This is a genomic window from Chryseobacterium sp. 'Rf worker isolate 10' (assembly GCF_050753305.1).
Lineage (GTDB): Bacteria > Bacteroidota > Bacteroidia > Flavobacteriales > Weeksellaceae > Chryseobacterium.
The window spans coordinates 94464-107652 of the sequence record NZ_JBOZOF010000002.1 but is presented as its reverse complement, the minus strand read 5'-3'; the positions used below and the strand labels follow the sequence as shown (position 1 = coordinate 107652).

Genomic DNA, 13189 nt, shown 5'->3' with positions numbered 1-13189 from the left:
TTAAATCTTATAATCTTTGGATATTTTAATTACTTTCTGCGAAGAAAGTTGACTCCATCGCGCAAAGGTAAAATAAGATTTTCAAAATCTTCGTCTTTTGCTGCTAAATCATTTAGTTCCTGGATAGACTGTGTAGATTTCAGCTTTGGATTTTCTTCCAACACCTTTCCGTACCATAAAACATTATCAAACAGGATTACTGTACCCGATTTTGTATGCGGTTTAATCAGCCTGAAATATTCGGCATAATTTTCTTTATCGGCGTCTACAAAAATAAGATCGAAAAACTCATCTGTTTCTTTTAAATATTCTTTAGCATCTTGAAGTTTAAAATCAATCTGGTCAGCATATTCACTTGACTCAAAATATTTTTTGGGGAGATAGGCAAGATCTTCATTCACATCAAGAGTCGTAATTTTACCGTCTTTTGCCAATCCTGACGCAAGACATAAGGTTGCATATCCGGTGAATGTTCCTATTTCAAGAATACTTTTCGGCTGCATCATCTGGGAAATAATAGTTAATAACCTTCCCTGTTGATAACCTGAAATCATGTGAGGCTGCGTCGTCTTCTGGTAAGTCTCTCTTCTCAGTTTTTTCAGAATTTCGGATTCCGAAGAAGCGTGTGCTTCCAAATATCTGTCCATTTCAGGATTCTTTTCTTCAAAAAAACTCATACCATTTTAATTTAAGCAAATTTAAGGATTTTAAAGCTACTTTTTAAATTCAAAAGAAGATACAAAAAAGAGAGAAATTAATCTCTCTTCCATATGTGTGTATTGGCTCTAAAAAAATTATTATACGGCTATACAATATTGTCTTATACCAGCACAAACCCATCCTGGGCAACACTTTGTTTGTGGGCTAGTACAAAATATCTGTGGATTACACCCATTTATAGCACCTTGTACAGTTTTCATTGCTTCTCTTGAAAGTTTTTTTAAATTTTTCATAATAATTTTAGTTTAGTATTAATTTCCTACTCTTTAGATTTTCGGACACCTCTTTTATTATTTCCTATAATGGAGATTTAAATATACATATTCTTTTATTAATCAACATATTGCAATCATATAATTTATTTATGAAATTCAAAATCTTATTTACACCAGTGAAAACCCCATATGAAATACCGTGAAAATACGGGTGGTATTGTAATGGTATTAATGATAAGTTTGCAATAAGAATAAGGGGTAAAAACACTAAGAGAAACAAGATGATTGCAGGAGAGACACAAACTAACCATGAGAATCGCAAAACAGTTATACCGAGAGGTAGAGCTGATGCTTCTGCAGCAAAAACTAAGAAAGAAATATCCACTTCATTTTTGCAACGAATTATTTCGCTCCTGAAAAAGGAAGAATTAATTTGATTAAAAAATAAATCCCGGCCACCTTCGGGATTTATTTTTGCTTTAAACCCAATCACTACATTCTGTTCCGGAATTGTCATTTTAAAACATTCATTCTACAAGCCTTTATCTAAATTCATGATTTAAGCAATTCACCATCGCTTAAAATTACTATGAACAGGCATTCTATCCGGAAAATCTTTACTTCAACCTCATTTCCAAAAGTCAAAATCCTCACAAAAAACAGGAAAAACACTTATGTATATCCATTCATGTGCTCCTACCTTTGATATAAGTTTTTCAACCATGAAACATTCAAATAAAGGAGAAACCCGAAAATCCTAAAATAGAGTAGGGATATTTTAAAAACAACCACATGAAAACAAAGACTTTATTATTAATTGGAGCAATAGTGGGACTTGTTATGATTTTTTCCCAGCTAAAACCTCAGGAAATGTCTTTTTTTAAAGAGAAAGGCAATTACATTGTAGACAATAATTACATTCTTAAAGATGTGAAAAAAATTTCTGATGAAGACATAAAGAATTTATTAAGCTTACAGAAACTTCATCAGAACAGTTTGGGTACGAATTTTATTATTTACAAAATTAACAGACAGTATATAATCCGCGGATGTCTTATGAAAGCTAATATTGATTGGAAAAAATACGGAGATCTGAGACTAAAAGTTGATGAAATACTGAAAAAATACGGAGCTAAAGAATTGGGAACAGATTATTATGCTATTCAAAACAATCAGGTTGCTACTAATGCAGCATTATTGAGCCAGAAGGACATTGCCTCTTTAAGCAAATTAACGATAAGAGGAGCTGAAGAATACACCATCTGCCCGCCAACTATGGGAAGAAAGAACCTTACCAACGTGATCATAAAATCGTATAAAGTCAATACAGCTATCGATCCAAAAATCAATGTAAAACTAAACAATGTATTGGTGAATTACAAATAACCTAAAAAGGCTGTTTTTAGTCCGAAGACAGCCTTTTCTTAAATATTCTGCCATGAAAAGAAAGCTTCAGTTATCCGGAATTTTCATAATCCTGCTGGTGGTATTCACCATTGGTCTGAAAGGGACATTTGACGGCTACTACGGTTTTTATTATGAAAACAAAGACTATAAAAAACCACTGCTTTATAGGATTTCAGAAAATATCGCAGAGTCAAAACCCATCAATATATTTACTTCTTACACTGGTTTTGATACAGGATACGGTTTCTACGCACCGAATGTTGCCAGCGACTTTGTTATGAGCTTTGAATTAAAAGATAAAAATGGAAATATCCTGGAACAGAAAAATCTGCCATACTTTAAAAACAAAGAAAGTAGAGTAAGATATACCACTGTCTTTAATATGTTTCTTGATAAACTTTCTGACAAAAATAAATACGATAAAAAATATTATCAATATCTGGATATTATTATCAGACAGATCGCAGCCCATGTCATGAAAGAGAATCCAAAAGCAGCGAGTGTTACCACCAAACTTTATCTGTACGATTACCCTACGATTAACAATTTCAAACAGGGAAAAACGAATGAAAATCTTATCTTAATTGATGAATTCAAACACTAAAGCGATGAAAAAACTGAATGTACTTTACACCAAAATTGAAAACTTTTTTTTCAAACAGGATCATCAAACGGAATTTTTAAGCTTCTTCCGGGTTGCTATAGGAATCGTTATCCTATTACAGTTCACAGCAGTATTGCCGGACTTTGACAAACTATTTTCGAGCAGCAGTATTATTCCACAGGATATTATGAGTGTTTTCACTCCTGACTGGCTGATAACGTTCTCAAAAATAGTCAGCTTTTTGCAAAACTTCGGTATTGAAGAAGGTACCACGATTTTGATAACCAAAGTATCATTCATCACGCTGTGTATTAGTATTATCACCGGATTTTATTCCAGAATTTCTGCTGTTTTTTTGCTTATCCTGCAGATAGCACTGCTTAAGGGAAGTTCTTTCTTTGCTTATGGTGCAGATTTCTTTACGAGTATGTCTTTATTTTATCTGATTCTTTTTCCAGCAGACCAGCATTTTTCACTGAGAAATTTTATTTTCAGCAGAAAACCCGGGCAAACTAATAGTATTCCGGTTAAAAGATTATTTCAGATTCACATTTCCATTGCGTATTTCTTTTCCGGACTGGATAAAGCACTAGGTTTTAACTGGTGGAACGGGGAATCCATATGGAAAGCAATTCACCTTCCTTACTCTAACAGAGATTTGAACATCGATTTCAGCTGGCTGATAGAACATTCTTATCTCTTAAGCTTCATCGGATGGAGTACAATTATCATCGAAATGTGCTATCCGTTTTTCATCTGGTACAAACCAACACAGAAGACATGGCTTTTCTTAACGGTTTCCATGCATATAGGAATTGCACTCGTTCTGAATTTATATTACTTTTCAGCCATTATGATTGTATGGAATATCACTAATTTCTATTTTGAACAACCTGTTAAAAAAGCTGTTATCTCATCAAAGAAAAAACTATCCACACAATATATACCGAAACAGGTCGGCTCATAAAAAAACAAATCCCGAATTGCTTCGGGATTTATTATGATATATGTTTTTAGTGATTATTTCTTAGGAGCGATATCCATCAGTTTCATAAACTCGTCCAGTTTAGGCATAATGATGATTTCCGTTCTTCTGTTTTCTCCTCTTCCTGAAACGCTCATGTTTGTTGCTTTCGGGTTGTATTCAGAACGTCCGCCAGCTGTCATTCTTGCCGGATCTACTCCAAACTGAGTCTGAAGAACTTTAGCAACAGAGGTACCTCTTAATGCAGAAAGATCCCAGTTATCTCTTGGTAAATTTGGAGAATTCAACGGAGCATTATCTGTATTACCTTCAATTAATACTGAATATTTATCGTAATCATTGATCACTTTTGCTACTTTACCTAACACCTCCTGAGCTGCAGGAAGAATATTATAATCTCCTGTTTTGTATAACATTTTATCAGAAAGAGAGATCATCACTACTCCTTTCAATACTTTCACCTGTACATCTTCATCAGATACATTATCCAAAGATCTCTTCAGTTTGTTAGACAATGCAAGGTTCAAGCTGTCATTCTTAGCATTATTGGAGATCAATTGCTTGATATAAGAATTGGAAGCATTGATTTCTCCTACCAGTTTATCAATATTAGCAGAACTTTTTCCTGTATTGGAAAGACATGCATCAAGTGATGATTTTAAAGCATCATGCTGGCTTTTCAGCAAGTTGTTTTCACCTGTCAATGCAGAGTTTTGAGATTTCAAATCCTGAATTTCTCTCTGTCTTTCTCCAATGTTTTCAATACACTGCTTATAGTTGGTGCTCAAAGCATCATACTGCTTTTTGCTGACACAAGATGTCATTCCCAGCGCCATTGCAGAAACTGCTAAAACTTTTAAAATCTTCATAAATAATCATTTTTAGACAACTCAAAGTTAGGGAAATTCAATTGAATTATATCGGTTATCTTTGCATAAAAGAAATTATCAACATATATGTTGAAAAAATTAACCTTTACCAATCAATTAAAAAATCTCGTTCACGAACCGGAAAACCGCACGTATCTTCTGGCGGTAAGCGGAGGTGCCGACTCTATGGTCTTAGCCTCTTTGTTCAGGGATTTCGGGCATGAAATTCAGAATTCAAAGTTCCGGTTTCAGGTAGCACATATCAATTATAAACTTCGTGGAAATGATTCGGATCTGGATCAGAAAACGGTGCAGGATTTTTGTGAGAAAAATCATATAAAATTTCATCTGTATCAAGTTTCGGAGAAAGATCAGAAACCTGAAAACTCTATTCAACTATGGGCGAGAGAACTCCGGTATGCTTTTTTCAAAGAAATTCAGGAAAAAGAAAGTCTGGAATTTCTGGTTACAGCTCATCATTTGAATGATCAGCTGGAAACTTTCATTATCAATCTTTCCAAAGCTGCCGGCATCAATGGGCTGAGCGGAATCCCATCGAATGATAATCATATACTTCGTCCTCTCTTAGACTTTTCAAAAAAAGAAATATATGAGTTTGCCGAGCAGAATACTATTGAATTCCGGGAAGACCTCTCTAATAAAAAGAATGATTATCTGAGGAATAAGATTAGAAATGAGATTGTTCCAATGCTTATGGAGACCAATGACCACTTTCTGGAAAACTTCAGAAAAAGTTCTTTGCTTCTGAATCAAACCAAAGATTTTGTTCAGAAAAAGATTCAGGAAATAGAAAATTATCTTACGATATTTAACAAAGACCATAAAGTTTTATCAAAGAAAAAGCTTGATCAGGAAAGTGATTTCGTGAAATTTGAAATCTTAAAAAAATACGGTTTCAATCAGGAAGAAGAAATTCCCAAAATTTTCAAAGCCGAAAACAACCGTTCTTTTTTCTCAAAAGAATATCAGTTGATTATCAACCGTGATGAGTTGATTTTCATGAAGAAAGGTGAAGAAAAGGAAACTAAAGAAGAAATACTGCTGATCGATCATTTTGATTTTTCCGAAAACCAAATTCACATTAATATCGTAGATTACATTGAAAGCATTGATGAAATCAATAAAGGATTTGAATGGCATTTTGATGCTGAAAAACTCCATTTTCCGCTGTGTTTGAGAAAACAAAAAGAGGGAGACGAGTTTTATCCGACCGATTTTTCGGGGAAAAAGAAAGTTTCTAAGTTTTTTAGGGACGAAAAATTATCTATTTTAGCGAGGCAAAAAATCTGGATACTGACTGACAGTAATGATTCTGTACTTGGGATCATCCCTTTCAGGCAGGATAGAAGATATACAAAGAATGAGAAGACAAAGTGGAGTCTCAAAATTTTTAATGAAAGGAACAATGAAATTTAGAAATTGGTTTTTATTAATTCTACTATTTTTAGCGACAGGAATTAATGCGCAGATCAAAAATCCTGTAAAATTTAAATTTACCATCAACGATCTTGGGAACAATCAGTACGAAGCGGTATTGAATGCTACAATGGAGAGCGGATGGCATATTTACTCAAAAGATTTACCGGAAGACACCGGAATTCCTACTGAGTATAAAGTGACAGGAAAGAATATCGAACTGATCGGGAAGTTTACCGAAGTGGGTAAAAAACATGAAGAATTTTCTGAAGCATTTGGAGGAACTATTGTTTTCTACTCCAATTCAGCTGGATTTAAACAAAAATTTAAATTAAAAGATCCGACAAAACCTGCGGATGTCACTTCTGAGATTACGTATCAGACCTGTGACGACAGAGTTTGTCTGGCTCCCAATACATTAGAATTCAACCAGAAAGTTACACCAAAAGGTGCAACGGAAGAGGCTGTAACTGAGGAAACAGCAGACCCTGTAAAAGATTCGGCGAAAACAATTGAGACTGTTACTGAAAATCCTGCAAAAACTGAAGCTACGATAACAGAAACTTCAAAACTGGATCCTAAACAGCTGAAAATTGAAACGATTGATTTCAAAAAGCCATTGACGGATTGCGGTACAGCATCTACCAAGGTAGATGAAAACTATTGGACTTACCTATTCCTAGGATTTATCGGAGGATTAATCGCATTACTTACTCCTTGCGTTTTCCCAATGATCCCGCTGACGGTTTCATTCTTTACGAAAGGAAGTAAAAACAAAGCAAAAGGGAAAAGAGATGCTCTTATCTATGGATTTTTCATCCTTCTTATCTTTGTTTTATTGAGTATTCCTTTCCATATTATCGACGGAATTGCAGGAAATATCTTCAATGAGATTTCTACCAGTGTGTGCCTGAATATAGCCTTCTTTATCATATTCATCTTCTTTGCCGGAAGTTTCTTCGGGTATTATGATATCACGTTACCAAGTTCTATCGCCAACAAATCTTCTAAAGCTGAAGAAGCGGGAGGTATTATCGGAATCTTCTTCATGGCATTGACATTGGTGATTGTTTCTTTCTCTTGTACAGGACCTATTTTGGGAAGTTTATTAGGAAGTGCAGTAACGGGTTCTACAAACGTTCCTATGCTGCTGACATTTGCATTGGCAGGATTCGGACTGGCATGGGCTATTATTTTCGGATTACTGGCTTTATTCCCGCAGGCATTACAAAGTCTTCCGAAATCCGGAGGATGGATGAATACGGTAAAAGTAGTTTTAGGTTTCGTAGAATTGGCTTTAGCACTGAAATTCTTATCTAAAGCAGATCTTGTATCTAAAACATTTTTCTTAAAAAGAGAACTTTTCATCGCGATCTGGATCATTGTTGCATTAGGATTAGCATTATATTTATTAGGATTTATCAGATTCCCGCATGATGATAAAAAACCTAAAATATCTATCACAAGAAAAATATTAGGGGCATTGGGAATCGGTTTCGTGATTTACTTAATTCAGGGATTAATCCCATCCGACCGTCCGAAACTTCAGTTATTAAGCGGAATATTACCTCCACTGAACGTAAGTTATTTCCATGATGAAAAAGACGGCATTCTTGGTATGCATCCGGAACACGACTTCTTCAAAGCAATAGAACTGGCTAAAAAAGAAGATAAACCCATCCTGATTGACTTTACCGGGTACGGATGTGAAAACTGTAGAAAAATGGAAGAATTTGTATGGAGCGAACCAGACATTTTACCTATCTTACAGAATGACGTAGTATTAGCTTCTCTATACGTAGATGACAAAGAAGAGCTTCCTGAGGATCAAAAAACAAAAATCGATCTTGGTGACGGACAGATCAAAAAAGTAAAAACAATTGGTGACAGATGGAGCTTATTCCAACAGGTTAACTTCAACAATAACTCTCAGCCTCACTATGTTTTAATTACTCCAGACGGGAAAGTAATCAACACTCCCGTTTCAGGATATATGCCAAAAGAGGATTTCAAAAAATTCCTGGAATGTGGCGTTAATTTCTATAAAAAGAACAAATAAATCATTTATATATCGTTTAAAAACTCACACTTTATCGTGTGAGTTTTTTTGTGCTGATCCTGACAAAGGTGATCCTGAAAATTCAACAATCCACAAACCAACAATGTCATAATTATATATTTTTTTAAAACAGATTAAAAGAAACGGGAAAATTAAAACTTATTACAAAAACCATCAATAGATTCATGAATCTATTGACTACTTCGCAAACAAGGCATGTGTTTTGTAAGAATTAATCAACAAACACCGTTTAACATTTAAAAATTTTTAATCATGGCAGAAGTAATCGCACAAGAGAAACAAGGCGGCAGACAAAAGAAAAAAATGATCAGAGTAGACATGACTCCAATGGTAGATCTGGGATTTTTACTCATCACATTCTTTATGTTCACCACTAATTTTACAAAACCTAATGTAATGGATCTGGGGCTGCCGGCAAAAGATCATAATCCAAACCCGCTCCCAACTGATAATGTAATCGGAGATCAAAACCAGATTACCTTTATTTTAGGAAAAGACAACCGTGTATTTTATCATCAGAGCAATGCAAAAGATTTGAATACAGGAAACTTTAATGAAACAGATTTCAGTGGAATAAAGATCTCAAAAATCATTGCGGAAGCTTATCAAAAAGCTCCTGATCAGAAAAAATTCACTGTAATTGTAAAACCTACGGATGACGCCAATTACAAGAATTTTGTAGACATGCTGGACAACCTTGCTATCTCTAAAAAGGAAAGATATGGAGTAACAGATATCAAACCTTGGGAAACAAAGATTTACAAGGAATTAACTCAATAAAACACGAAGAGCATTTTAAAAATGCTCTTTTTTGTTTACATTTGAAAGAAGAAATGAGCCTGCAGCATATAGACGGCTGCATTATTTTTAATCTTTTATAATTTTGGAATCATGCTGAACTTTGAGAGAAAAGGAAACGGAAAAGAAACGTTGGTACTTCTTCACGGATTTATGGAAAATCTATCCATCTGGAGCGATATGGAATCTCATCTTTCCAAAGATTTTTCACTGCTCAAAATTGACCTTCCCGGCCACGGACAGTCTGAAATTCTTGCAGAAGTTCACACCATGGAACTGATGGCTGAAGAGGTAAAAAAAGTTTTAGATCAACAAAAATTAGAAAAAGTTCACCTTCTGGGACATTCGATGGGAGGATATACTTCGCTCGCCTTTGCTGAAAAATACCCCAACTCTTTAAAAAGTCTGACTTTATTTTTCTCTACTTATTTTCCGGATGACGAAGAGAAAAAACAACAGAGAATCAAAAGCTATAGAATCATAAAAGATGCATTTGCCCATTATGCAAGAGCCGGAGTTCCCAATTTATTCAATCCGAATGAAAGAGACATCCTTGAAGGCAAAATAGAAATCGCTCTTGAGACTGCACTTTCCACCAACAATATGGGCGCACTAGCCTGCGTAAAAGGTATGGTAGAAAGAACCGATAAAAAACATATTCTGGAAAGTCTGGAAGCTAAAATTTTAGTATTGGCCGGAAAACACGATAATGCTGTAAAAACCGATATGATGATAAAGCATCTTCCGGACAGAACGAATATCAAATCTTATATCCTGGATTGCGGCCACAACGGTCACTGGGAAAAACCTGGTATCTGTGCAGAAATCCTCAATACGGAACTTCTTCACAATCTTCCTAAAAAGCTGGTTTTATAACCTCGCTTTCATAACAGATTAAAGCTGTGTTTAATAAAAAATCCTGTATATTAGTAGAGGATAATTTTTGCAATGGCTTTATTCTCATTCAAAAAAAAGAAATCACCGGCACTACCGGTTATCGGGCTTACACTTTCAGGCGGAGGAATGCGTGGGATTGCCCATATTGCCGTATTGAAAGCTTTGGAAGAATACAACCTGAAACCGCACATTATCTCCGGAACAAGCGCTGGTTCTATTATTGGTGCATTCTATTCTTTTGGAAAAACGCCGGATGAGATGATGGAAATTGTAAGGCAAACCTCTTTTTTCTCAAGATCTTCTTTAAAATTATCAAAAAACGGGATTTTCAGTTCCAATTTTATTTTAAAACTGTTCAAAGATTATTTCCCGGAAGACAATTTCAGTATTCTGGAAATTCCTATGTGCGTTGCTGCCACAGAAATGACTCATGGCATTGTAGACTTTTTTTCCGAGGGAGAACTTTTCGGTCCGTTACTGGCTTCTTCCAGTGTTCCTTTCATCCTTCCTCCGGTAAGAATAGGTGAAAAAATCTATGTAGACGGGGGTGTTCTGGACAATCTTCCGATTGAACCCATTATGGATAAATGCAACTTCCTTATTGCATCTCATGTGAACTCGATCAGTTATGATGAGTTAAAGAAAATGAGTCTGATGAAAGAATTTGACAGAATCCTTCACTTAGCCATCGCAAAGTCGGTGTATTCTAAAGCGAAATACTGTAATATATTTTTAGATCCGCCCAAAATGACGAAATACAGTCTTTTCAACAAACGATATATGGATGAAATGTTTCAGCAAGTCTATGACTATACCTGTCAGGAACTTGAAGAAAAAGGATTTCGTAAAAACTGATGATTTTGAAACTCAGTCATTAATCTTTTAAAAGCCTTCCTCTTTTACTTTCTCTTTAAAGTTGACTATCGTTCCGGCTAAAGAATCTAAAGATTTTCCTCCGGCTGCATTAATGTGCCCTCCACCGTTGAAATACTTTCTTGAGAATTGATTCACATCTACATCATCTTTACTTCTGAAAGAAATTTTAACGAAGTCTTCATACAAATCTTCCATAAAGAATGCAGACATTTTCACTCCGGCAATGCTTAAACCATAATTTACAAAACCTTCTGTATCTCCTTTCTGGAAACCAAATTCTTTTAATTCATTTCTTGTAAGGCTCAAAACAGCCACTGTCCCATCGTTTACCACTTCTATTCTTCCCAGAACCAAAGCAAGCAAATGCAGGCGGGAAACGGTGTTGGTATCCCATGTATTGGATGTGATCATCGCAGGATCTGCACCATGTTCGATAAGATTTGCAATAATTCTGTGCGTAGTGGCACTGGTGGAACGAAAACGGAAACCACCCGTATCAGTCATAATTCCTGTATAAAGACATTCTGCCATATCCTGGTTGACCAGTTTTTCATCATTCATTGCTTCAATGAAATGATAAATCATCTGTGAAGTTGCGGGAATTACCGTATCAGAATAAACAAAATCAAATTGTTCCGGCTGCTGGTGATGGTCAATAAGAATTTTCTTTCCCGGAGCTTTTACCAACCATTCTCCTAATAAACCGATTCTCGACGGAGAATTAAAATCCAGGCAGAAAATAACATCTGCTCCTGCAATCATATCAGAAGCCAGCTTTCTTTTATATTCAGCAATAATCACTTTTTTAGCCTCCGGCATCCATTTCAGAAATTTCGGAAAATCATTAGGTACGATTACCTCTGCCAAAATTCCTTTTGCTTTCAGATAATGTTTCAATCCCAGGCTTGAACCAATAGCATCTCCATCCGGATTATAGTGGGTAAGGATAACTATTTTGCTATCTTGCGTAAGTAATGTATTAATATCTAAAAGTTCTGCTGGTGTAAACATCCGGTGTTTATTTTTCGTTAAAATTAAAGTTTTCAAAGATAGAGCTTTTATATAAATCATTTAAATATTATTTTTGCACCGGAAAATGGTTTTCCCATGAGGGTTTATAAAATACCCGGCCGAAAAACATTCAATTTAATTTTAAAAAAAGATAATTAAAGTTTGCAACTTATAAAATTTTATATATCTTTGCAACCTGAAAATTAATAGATTAATTACGATTTAAACATATAGTAATGAGTAAAAGAACATTCCAGCCATCAGAAAGAAAAAAGAGAAACAAACACGGTTTCAGAGAAAGAATGTCTACGCCAAATGGAAGAAGAGTTTTGGCTGCGAGAAGAGCTAAAGGCAGAAAGAGTTTAACTGTAAGTGCTGCACGCGCTAAGAGATAATCTTTTTATTATCATATACAAATCATGCTTGAGAAGTCTCTTTTCAGGCATTTTTTGTTGTTAAAATTTACTAAAATTTAGGCTATATCAACATCTTTTTTCTATTTTTAAAAGTTCAAATATTTTTGTTAGAAACAGTCTTTAAAATTAAATTATGCCACATACAAATATCGCCGGAGACAATATCATAAGTTTACAAAACGCAAAGATTGCGCAAAAAAACTTTACTGTACTTTCTGATGTAAATCTTAATATAAAGAAAGGTAGATTCTGCTATCTTATCGGAAAAACAGGTTCCGGAAAAAGTTCCCTTCTGAAAACGCTTTACGGACACATTCCATTAGCATCAGGACATGGAGCTGTTGTAGGATTTGATCTGGCAAAACTAAAACCATCTGATATTCCTAACTTAAGAAGAAAACTAGGAATCGTATTCCAGGATTTCCAATTACTTTCTGACAGGACGGTTGAGAAAAACTTAAAATTTGTTCTTGAAGCAACAGGCTGGAATGATAAAGTAAAAATAGAAGACCGTATCAACGAGGTTCTAGGAAGCGTGAACATGAAAAGCAAAAAGCACAAAATGCCTCACGAACTTTCCGGAGGTGAGCAGCAGCGTATTGCCATTGCAAGAGCCCTTCTTAACCACCCGGATCTTATTCTAGCGGATGAACCGACAGGAAACCTTGACCCTGAAACGTCCAACGAAATCATGACTTTATTAAAGCAGGTTGCCCTTGAAAATGGCGCTGCCGTAGTAATGGCTACACACGATTACCACATGATCCAAAATTTCCCTGGTGAAGCCATCAGATGTGAAGACGGAAAAGTTTCTGTATTGGATACTTCAGAATTATTTGAATAAGGATTTGAATGATTCAGGAGTCAGAAATTT

General features: G+C 35.2%; 15 protein-coding genes. 10 read left to right on the top strand and 5 right to left on the bottom strand.

Annotated elements, in window-relative coordinates:
• Window positions 1–29: 29 nt before the first annotated feature.
• From LKL37_RS10510 to LKL37_RS10500, 3 genes are all read right to left on the bottom strand, one after another.
• Window positions 30–677 (bottom strand): O-methyltransferase, encoded by a 648-nt coding sequence (locus LKL37_RS10510; RefSeq protein ID WP_431610535.1) that lies wholly within the window; start codon window positions 675–677, stop codon window positions 30–32.
• 120 nt (window positions 678–797) lie between these two features.
• Window positions 798–953, bottom strand: coding sequence for a CCPGW family putative bacteriocin (locus tag LKL37_RS10505; RefSeq protein ID WP_410493401.1), 156 nt, complete (start codon window positions 951–953; stop codon window positions 798–800).
• Between the two features lie 64 nt (window positions 954–1017).
• A complete protein-coding gene (locus LKL37_RS10500) occupies window positions 1018–1452 on the bottom strand; it encodes a hypothetical protein (RefSeq protein WP_431610534.1) in 435 nt (144 codons plus the stop codon).
• Window positions 1453–1727: 275 nt separating this feature from the next.
• Here LKL37_RS10500 and LKL37_RS10495 point away from each other — a divergent pair, with 275 nt between their 5' ends.
• From LKL37_RS10495 to LKL37_RS10485, 3 genes are read left to right on the top strand one after another with little or no spacing between them, the layout of a single operon-like run.
• Window positions 1728–2321, top strand: a complete 594-nt coding sequence (locus LKL37_RS10495; RefSeq protein WP_431610533.1) for a hypothetical protein — start codon at window positions 1728–1730, stop codon at window positions 2319–2321.
• Window positions 2322–2373: 52 nt separating this feature from the next.
• Window positions 2374–2946, top strand: a complete 573-nt coding sequence (locus tag LKL37_RS10490; RefSeq protein ID WP_431610532.1) for a hypothetical protein — start codon at window positions 2374–2376, stop codon at window positions 2944–2946.
• 4 nt (window positions 2947–2950) lie between these two features.
• Window positions 2951–3913, top strand: a complete 963-nt coding sequence (locus tag LKL37_RS10485) for a hypothetical protein (protein WP_431610531.1) — start codon at window positions 2951–2953, stop codon at window positions 3911–3913.
• 53 nt (window positions 3914–3966) lie between these two features.
• Here the strand turns inward: LKL37_RS10485 and LKL37_RS10480 are convergent, their stop codons facing one another.
• The gene (locus LKL37_RS10480) at window positions 3967–4800 is read right to left on the bottom strand and encodes an OmpA family protein (RefSeq protein ID WP_431610530.1); all 834 of its coding nucleotides are present in this window, start codon (window positions 4798–4800) and stop codon (window positions 3967–3969) included.
• Window positions 4801–4887: 87 nt separating this feature from the next.
• Here LKL37_RS10480 and tilS point away from each other — a divergent pair, with 87 nt between their 5' ends.
• From tilS to LKL37_RS10455, 5 genes are all read left to right on the top strand, one after another.
• Window positions 4888–6237 carry a tRNA lysidine(34) synthetase TilS gene (tilS, locus tag LKL37_RS10475; protein ID WP_431610529.1) on the top strand — a complete coding sequence of 450 codons (1350 nt, stop codon included), beginning with the start codon at window positions 4888–4890 and terminating at the stop codon, window positions 6235–6237.
• Window positions 6227–8296, top strand: a complete 2070-nt coding sequence (locus tag LKL37_RS10470) for a cytochrome c biogenesis protein CcdA (protein ID WP_431610527.1) — start codon at window positions 6227–6229, stop codon at window positions 8294–8296. The genes tilS and LKL37_RS10470 overlap by 11 nt, the downstream gene beginning before the upstream one ends.
• Window positions 8297–8569: 273 nt before the next feature.
• Window positions 8570–9097 carry a biopolymer transporter ExbD gene (locus LKL37_RS10465; RefSeq protein WP_431610526.1) on the top strand — a complete coding sequence of 176 codons (528 nt, stop codon included), beginning with the start codon at window positions 8570–8572 and terminating at the stop codon, window positions 9095–9097.
• Between the two features lie 111 nt (window positions 9098–9208).
• Window positions 9209–9991 (top strand): alpha/beta fold hydrolase, encoded by a 783-nt coding sequence (locus LKL37_RS10460; RefSeq protein WP_431610525.1) that lies wholly within the window; start codon window positions 9209–9211, stop codon window positions 9989–9991.
• Window positions 9992–10063: 72 nt separating this feature from the next.
• A complete protein-coding gene (locus LKL37_RS10455) occupies window positions 10064–10867 on the top strand; it encodes a patatin-like phospholipase family protein (RefSeq protein ID WP_431610524.1) in 804 nt (267 codons plus the stop codon).
• A 27-nt stretch (window positions 10868–10894) separates the two neighbouring features.
• Here the strand turns inward: LKL37_RS10455 and LKL37_RS10450 are convergent, their stop codons facing one another.
• Window positions 10895–11899, bottom strand: coding sequence for a DHH family phosphoesterase (locus LKL37_RS10450; protein WP_431610523.1), 1005 nt, complete (start codon window positions 11897–11899; stop codon window positions 10895–10897).
• A gap of 236 nt (window positions 11900–12135) precedes the next feature.
• On the opposite strand from LKL37_RS10450, the gene rpmH reads away from it, so the two are divergent.
• Both rpmH and LKL37_RS10440 read left to right on the top strand, forming a co-directional pair.
• Window positions 12136–12294 (top strand): 50S ribosomal protein L34, encoded by a 159-nt coding sequence (gene rpmH, locus LKL37_RS10445; protein ID WP_034701860.1) that lies wholly within the window; start codon window positions 12136–12138, stop codon window positions 12292–12294.
• A gap of 154 nt (window positions 12295–12448) precedes the next feature.
• Window positions 12449–13159, top strand: a complete 711-nt coding sequence (locus LKL37_RS10440) for a cell division ATP-binding protein FtsE (protein WP_034692990.1) — start codon at window positions 12449–12451, stop codon at window positions 13157–13159.
• Window positions 13160–13189: the final 30 nt, after the last annotated feature.

Excerpts from the sequence above, each read along its gene's own strand:
- LKL37_RS10510 (WP_431610535.1), bottom strand. The coding sequence starts at position 677 with ATGAGTTTTTTTGAAGAAAAGAATCCTGAAATGGACAGATATTTGGAA.
- LKL37_RS10505 (WP_410493401.1), bottom strand. The coding sequence starts at position 953 with ATGAAAAATTTAAAAAAACTTTCAAGAGAAGCAATGAAAACTGTACAA.
- LKL37_RS10500 (WP_431610534.1), bottom strand. The coding sequence starts at position 1,452 with ATGACAATTCCGGAACAGAATGTAGTGATTGGGTTTAAAGCAAAAATA.
- LKL37_RS10495 (WP_431610533.1), top strand. The coding sequence starts at position 1,728 with ATGAAAACAAAGACTTTATTATTAATTGGAGCAATAGTGGGACTTGTT.
- LKL37_RS10490 (WP_431610532.1), top strand. The coding sequence starts at position 2,374 with ATGAAAAGAAAGCTTCAGTTATCCGGAATTTTCATAATCCTGCTGGTG.
- LKL37_RS10485 (WP_431610531.1), top strand. The coding sequence starts at position 2,951 with ATGAAAAAACTGAATGTACTTTACACCAAAATTGAAAACTTTTTTTTC.
- LKL37_RS10480 (WP_431610530.1), bottom strand. The coding sequence starts at position 4,800 with ATGAAGATTTTAAAAGTTTTAGCAGTTTCTGCAATGGCGCTGGGAATG.
- tilS (WP_431610529.1), top strand. The coding sequence starts at position 4,888 with ATGTTGAAAAAATTAACCTTTACCAATCAATTAAAAAATCTCGTTCAC.
- LKL37_RS10470 (WP_431610527.1), top strand. The coding sequence starts at position 6,227 with ATGAAATTTAGAAATTGGTTTTTATTAATTCTACTATTTTTAGCGACA.
- LKL37_RS10465 (WP_431610526.1), top strand. The coding sequence starts at position 8,570 with ATGGCAGAAGTAATCGCACAAGAGAAACAAGGCGGCAGACAAAAGAAA.
- LKL37_RS10460 (WP_431610525.1), top strand. The coding sequence starts at position 9,209 with ATGCTGAACTTTGAGAGAAAAGGAAACGGAAAAGAAACGTTGGTACTT.
- LKL37_RS10455 (WP_431610524.1), top strand. The coding sequence starts at position 10,064 with ATGGCTTTATTCTCATTCAAAAAAAAGAAATCACCGGCACTACCGGTT.
- LKL37_RS10450 (WP_431610523.1), bottom strand. The coding sequence starts at position 11,899 with ATGTTTACACCAGCAGAACTTTTAGATATTAATACATTACTTACGCAA.
- rpmH (WP_034701860.1), top strand. The coding sequence starts at position 12,136 with ATGAGTAAAAGAACATTCCAGCCATCAGAAAGAAAAAAGAGAAACAAA.
- LKL37_RS10440 (WP_034692990.1), top strand. The coding sequence starts at position 12,449 with ATGCCACATACAAATATCGCCGGAGACAATATCATAAGTTTACAAAAC.